The organism is Flavobacterium sp. UBA4854, from assembly GCF_002399805.1.
Classification (GTDB): domain Bacteria; phylum Bacteroidota; class Bacteroidia; order Flavobacteriales; family Flavobacteriaceae; genus Flavobacterium; species Flavobacterium ginsengisoli.
In genome coordinates, this window is sequence record NZ_DHEI01000003.1 from 27,147 (window position 1) to 33,479 (window position 6,333).

Sequence of the window (6,333 nt, forward strand, 5' to 3'; positions counted from 1 at the left end):
GTGAAATATTTTAAAGAAGCATTCAATATGGATTTTTATGCTTTAAGAGATGAAGCAGAAAAAAATACAACATCTGTAATTAATTAAAACAAGCATTATGAAAATGAAACAACTATATAAGTACTTATTTGCAGCTGTTTTAATACTGCAATTGATCGCCTGTAATGATAATACAGATGCAGAACAACTTTTTAATGAAACGCCTACAACTCGTCTAAATAATCAAAAAACAGAATTAAGTGAGGCTTTGCTTTCGTCTCCACAAGGATGGAAAGCGGTTTATTTTACTGATAACACTGTTTTAGGAGGATATACACACTTGTTTAGATTTGCGGCAGACGGAACTGTAGTTATGGCATCAGATTTTGATTCGGATACAGATGCGCATAAAAGTGAATATGCTATTCAAGTAGGAAGTACAGTAAGTTTAACTTTTACTACAAAAAATAGAATTCACCTTTTATCAGATTCAAACAATTATCCTATTCCAGCTTTGAGAGCTAAAGGTTATTTAGGAGATTTTCAATTTTTGTACTACGGACAAGAAAATGGCGAGATTATCTTTAGAACCAATAGAAGCAATCAAGAATTGCGTTTTGTAAAAGCTACTGCAGAAGATTGGGCAGATTTGCCTAAAAACCTTGTAATGGAACAAAATGTTATTGGAGGAGAAGAAAGGCCGCTTTTTAGACTTCTTGAAACTAACGATGGAACAACCACTCATAAATTTGATTTTTCATTTGCGGCTGCAACTCGTTTTGCAACATCAAATTCTATTGAAAGCGGCTATTCTGTAAGTTACGATTTAGGAATTGGATATACTCCAACAGGAATAATAGTAAGTCCTGCGGTTGAAGTAGGCGGACAAAAATTATCAAATTTCACATATAATGACGCTGACGGAAGTTTTACAGCAACAGGAACAGGTGGGGTATCTGCTGTGATAAAATATACAACGAAGCCTTTAGTCCTTACAGATGATTATAAATTCTTGCTTCCAGGCAAACCTCTTTCATGGTTTGGATTCTTTGTAGATGATTACACAATAGATTCTCCTGCTAATTCACCATTGTTATATGCTGAATTAGAAAAAGTCAATGCAATGTTACCAGCTGGACAAAGTATAGCATCTATTCAGATATATGCGAATCACTCTATCGGAACTTTTATTTATTACACTTTCGTGGGAAGAGGTGCTTTATTTCATTACGTAACTGCTGAAGAAGATGCAGATGGTAAAAAAGTAATTCTGAAACATGCATCATGGAACGGAAATACTACAGTAGCAACACCAGCTTTCTTAGCGAGTATAGATAAATATTTCATGGATCCTGAAGGACTTTATGTGAAAGCTGAAAGCTTCAGATTATACTACTCAGACCCTGTATATACATTTACAAGCGCTTCAAGTCCGTTTAGAATGACAACTTGGAAGCTTCAATAATATATAAAAAGCAACTCACTCTTGTGAGTTGCTTTTACCAAACATAATTTCTGAATCAAAATAATAAACTTCTTATTTCTAGATATTATGATTAAAAAAATATTTACACCCGCAACTATTGCGATATTGTTTTGGGGTATAGGTTTACTTATTATAAATCAATACTACTATGAATATTTAAGACCTTATCTATATCTGTCAATAATAATTGCGCTTGGTTGTATAGTCTATGATAAGATTGAAAAGAATAAAGAAGAATAGATATATTAAGAAACAATTTTTAAGCTATAACCATTAAAACTTAGTATGTTTCTTAAATCGAAACAAAATCATATTTAAGCTTTTAGTTTTGTTTTTTTATTTTGGGGGAAACAGCTCATTTTATGAGCTGTTTTTTTTGTTTTAGCAACATCTAAAATTCTTAAGCCAATTTTTGGATTACAAATTTTATTAAATGCTCAAATAATCTATATTTGTAATTCAAAAAATAAAAACGAATACCTTAATATGAAATTACTAGAAGGAAAAGTTGCAATTATTACTGGTGCAAGCCGTGGAATTGGAAAAGGAATTGCTGAAGTTTTTGCTAAACATGGAGCAAACGTTGCTTTTACATACAGCTCATCTGCTGCATCTGCAAAAGCTTTAGAAGCAGAATTAAATAGTTTAGGAGTAAAAGCTAAAGGATACCAATCTAATGCAGCAGATTTTAACGAAGCTCAGACTTTTGTTGATGCTGTTTTAGCAGATTTTGGAACTGTTGACATCTTAATCAATAATGCTGGAATTACAAAAGACAATTTGCTAATGCGTATGTCTGAGGCAGATTTTGACCAAGTAATTGATGTGAATTTGAAATCGGTTTTTAATATGACAAAAGCGATTCAGAAAACTTTCTTAAAACAAAGAGCAGGATCTATCATCAACATTAGTTCTGTTGTTGGAGTTTCTGGAAACGCAGGCCAGACAAACTATGCAGCTTCTAAAGCTGGTGCAATCGGATTTACAAAATCTGTAGCTCTTGAGTTAGGTTCTCGTAACATTCGTTGCAACGCAATCGCTCCAGGTTTTATCGAAACTGAAATGACTGCAAAATTATCAGAAGATGTAGTAAAAGGATGGAGAGAAGGTATTCCGTTGAAACGTGGAGGAACTCCAGAAGACGTAGCAAATGCTTGTTTATTCCTTGCTTCAGACATGAGCGGTTACATTACAGGACAAGTTCTTAATGTTTGCGGAGGAATGCTTACATAAGGTACTGAGGTACTAAGTTGCAAAGGTTCAAAGGTTTTGAAATCTTTGAATTATTAATCTTCCTATTACTAAATAAATTATGACGACAAACACGATTCTTTTATTATTGCTTTCTTTAGTAATTGCTGGTGGTTTATCGTACTTTCAATATTTTTTTAAAGCCAAAAGTAAATCCAATGTGATAATACTTTTGGCTTTTTTACGTTTTTTGGCCATCTTCGGGTTGTTAGTCTTATTGATAAATCCGATTATTTCTAAAAATTCTCTCGAAATTACCAAAACGCCTTTAGCCGTTGTGGTCGATAATTCGAGTTCTATTGTGGCGCTAAAATCAGATAAAAAAGCAGTTGAATTATACCAAAAACTGGTTTCAAATCCTGCTTTAAAAGAAAAATTCGATATTCAAACCTATCAATTTGACAACGATTTTAAAACTTCAGACAAATTTGATTTCAAAGGAAATCAAACCAATTTAGACGAAGTTGCAAAGAATTTAAAAAGCATCAACAAAAACCTGATTTTTCCAACTGTAATTATTACAGACGGAAATCAGACTACAGGAAACGACTATGTTTATAGATTCGATCCTGTCAATAAAGTTTATCCTTTGGTTGTGGGAGATACAACCACTTTTTTTGATTTAAAAATCAATCAGCTCAACGTAAATAAATACGCTTTTCATAAAAATAAATTTCCTGTCGAAGTTTTTCTACAATATGCTGGCGACAAAACTACCAATGCAGAATTTACTATTTCGCAAGGAAATACTGTTGTAGCAAAAGAAAAACTTTCTTTCTCGCCATCAAAAAAAACAGCTTCTTTAAATCTATTATTGCCAGCAGATAAAGTTGGATTACAAATTTATAAGGCCAGCATACAATCCTCAGCAAAAGAGAAAAACAGTTACAATAACATCAAAAATTTTGCTGTTGAAATTATCGATCAAAAGTCTACTATTGCAATTGTTTCAGCTATAAACCACCCAGATATTGCTGCATTAAAACGTTCAATCGAAGTTAATGCACAGCGTAAAGTAATATTAGTTAAGCCAAACGAAATTAATAATTTAGATGATATTTCTGTTTTAATTTTGTATCAGCCAACAGGAGCTTTCAAAGCTATATTTGACAACAATAAATTAAAAGGAACGAATAGCTTTATCATAACAGGAAACAACACCGATTTCAATTTTTTAAATCAGCAGCAAAATAATCTGATTTTTAAAATGAGCAATCAGCGAGAAGATTTTCTTAGCGAATTCCATCCAGACTTTAATCTGTTTGCAATCGATGATATCGGTTTTGAAAATTTCCCACCTTTACAGAATCCGTTCGGAAATATAAGTACAAACGGAAATGTATCTGTTTTGCTTTCTTCGAAAATTAGAAATGCTTCTACAAATGCTCCATTATTGGCTTTTGCCGAAAATCAAGGAAAAAGAACCGCTTTTCTTCTTGGAGAAAACAGCTGGAAGTGGCGTTTGCAAAGTCATGTTGACAATCAATCATTTGAAAAGTATGATATTTTTATTGATAAAATAGTTCAATATCTAGCGTCATCGGCTTCAAAAAAATCTTTGGTAGTTACACACGAAAGTTTTTATAACTCTGGAGAAGAAATTATCATAAATGCACAATATTTCAATAAAAATTATGAGTTTGACGAAAAAGCCAGACTTACAATTACTGTTGTAAATGCTGCGACCAAACAAACTAAAAATTACGATTTACTGAAAGGAAGTAATTCTTTTTCAGCTAACTTAGAAGGACTTCCAGCCGGAAAGTATAATTTTACTGTAAAAGAATTAAATTCAAATACTTCATACGCAAGCCATTTTGAAATCTTAGATTTTGATATCGAAAAGCAATTCGTAAATCCTGACGTAATTAAATTACAGCAATTAGCGCAACAAACAGAAGGGAAAGCTTTCTTTGAAAATCAATCCGATCAATTGATTAATACACTTTTAGAAAACAAAGAATACAAATCAATCGAAAAAAATATCTCAAGCAAAACCCCGATTATTGACTGGGTTTGGTTATTGATTTTGATTGCTACATTGTTTACAGCAGAATGGTTTGTTAGAAAGTATAATGGATTGCTTTAAAAGTTACAAAGGTTCAGAGAGATAAAGTTTCAAAGTTTTTGCATAACTTGAAACTTTAAACATGAAACAAACTAAACCAAACAATAGTTATGGACTTCAGGCTAAAAGTTTTCTACACCGTTGCGCTCCGCCTTAATTTTACTAAAGCGGCAACAGAATTGTATATCACTCAGCCAGCAGTTTCTAAACATATCCATGAATTAGAGGAAACCTATAAAACCAAACTCTTCGAGCGAAACGGTTCTAAAATCGCCTTAACTCCAGCAGGTAAAATTCTTCTAAAATATACTAAAAGTATTTTTGATATTTATCGCGAAATAGACTTTGAAATGAGTTCTTTCAATAAAGAACGTCAAGGTTTGCTTAGACTAGGAGCAAGTACAACCATTTCGCAATATATTATTTCTCCAGTTTTAGCTAGTTTTCATCAAAAGCAAAAAGACATAAAAGTCAATTTGTTGAATGGAAATACAGAACAAATTGAAAATGCTTTAATCAATAAAGAAATCGAAATCGGAATTGTTGAAGGACAATCTAAAAATCAATCCATAAAATACATTCCGTTTTTAAAAGATGAATTGGTTTTAGTCTGTAGCAGTAAAAATCCGTTGGTGCAACAAAATGAAATTTCAATAACTGATTTAAAATCAATGAAATTCATAACTCGAGAACGCGGTTCTGGAACACTTGAAGTTATAGAATTTGCATTAAAAAAAGCCAACTTAAAACTGACAGATTTGCAAATCGAGATGCAATTAGGAAGTACAGAAAGTATAAAATCATATTTGCTAAATTCAGAATGTTTTGCTTTTATGTCTATTCATGCTGTAAGTAAAGAGTTGAAAAATAAAGAATTAATCGTTTTAGATGTCGAACAATTAGCAATTGAAAGATATTTTTACATCATAACTTTACAAGGAAAGTCAGACTCACTATCAGAATTGTTTATTCAGAATTTAGCATCTCATTATAACTTGAAGTTATAGCCAATTGCAATTTACGATTAGCGTTTTTAAGATAAACAATAGAACTTTGCAGAGTAAATATCAATTACTTTTATTTTGAAAACAAAAGAACAAACATCAGCACAATTATTTGAAATTAATCAATCTGTACAGCAAGTACTTTTTCTTGCCGTAATTCTATTATGTTTATTTTCGATTATTTCTCCTCCAGTAGCACTTTTATTGGGTGTTTTAATTGTGAACCTTTTTGGAAATCCGTTTGTAGAATTCAATCACAAAGCAATTACATTTTTATTGCAATTCTCTGTAGTAGGTTTAGGATTTGGAATGAACGCAAATAGCGCAGTTTCAGCGGGAAAAGAAGGATTTGTTTTAACTGTCTTTTCAATATTCAGCACTTTGATTTTCGGATTTCTATTAGGGAAATGGCTTAAAACAGAGAAAAAAACTTCTCATTTAATTTCTTGCGGAACAGCAATTTGTGGAGGAAGCGCGATTGCCGCTATTTCCCCTGTAATCAAATCGAACGAAAATCAAACCTCAATAGCTTTAGGAGTTATTTT

The 6,333-nt window shown here is 31.9% G+C and carries 5 protein-coding genes; all 5 read left to right on the top strand.

All coding sequences use genetic code 11. The annotated features are described in order from the left end of the window. The first annotated feature begins 103 nt into the window (after positions 1–103). Positions 104–1,444: a DUF4302 domain-containing protein gene (locus B3J44_RS00410; RefSeq protein WP_349678276.1), complete on the top strand. Its 1,341-nt coding sequence runs from the start codon at positions 104–106 to the stop codon at positions 1,442–1,444. A gap of 507 nt (positions 1,445–1,951) precedes the next feature. Beyond that, entirely contained in the window at positions 1,952–2,698 is a 747-nt protein-coding gene (gene fabG / locus B3J44_RS00415; RefSeq protein ID WP_286964860.1) for a 3-oxoacyl-[acyl-carrier-protein] reductase, read from the top strand. A 79-nt stretch (positions 2,699–2,777) separates the two neighbouring features. Next, the gene (locus B3J44_RS00420; protein ID WP_286964862.1) at positions 2,778–4,805 is read left to right on the top strand and encodes a hypothetical protein; all 2,028 of its coding nucleotides are present in this window, start codon (positions 2,778–2,780) and stop codon (positions 4,803–4,805) included. An 89-nt stretch (positions 4,806–4,894) separates the two neighbouring features. Further along, on the top strand, positions 4,895–5,791 hold the full coding sequence (locus tag B3J44_RS00425; RefSeq protein WP_286964864.1) for a LysR family transcriptional regulator: 897 nt from the start codon (positions 4,895–4,897) through the stop codon (positions 5,789–5,791). A gap of 75 nt (positions 5,792–5,866) precedes the next feature. Further along, positions 5,867–6,333 (top strand): YeiH family protein (locus tag B3J44_RS00430; protein WP_286964866.1); only part of this gene is annotated, 467 nt, incomplete at its 3' end.

Bases quoted from the DNA above. Each gene is read 5' to 3' on its own strand.
- B3J44_RS00410 (WP_349678276.1), top strand. From the start codon at position 104: ATGAAACAACTATATAAGTACTTATTTGCAGCTGTTTTAATACTGCAA.
- fabG (WP_286964860.1), top strand. From the start codon at position 1,952: ATGAAATTACTAGAAGGAAAAGTTGCAATTATTACTGGTGCAAGCCGT.
- B3J44_RS00425 (WP_286964864.1), top strand. From the start codon at position 4,895: ATGGACTTCAGGCTAAAAGTTTTCTACACCGTTGCGCTCCGCCTTAAT.
- B3J44_RS00420 (WP_286964862.1), top strand. From the start codon at position 2,778: ATGACGACAAACACGATTCTTTTATTATTGCTTTCTTTAGTAATTGCT.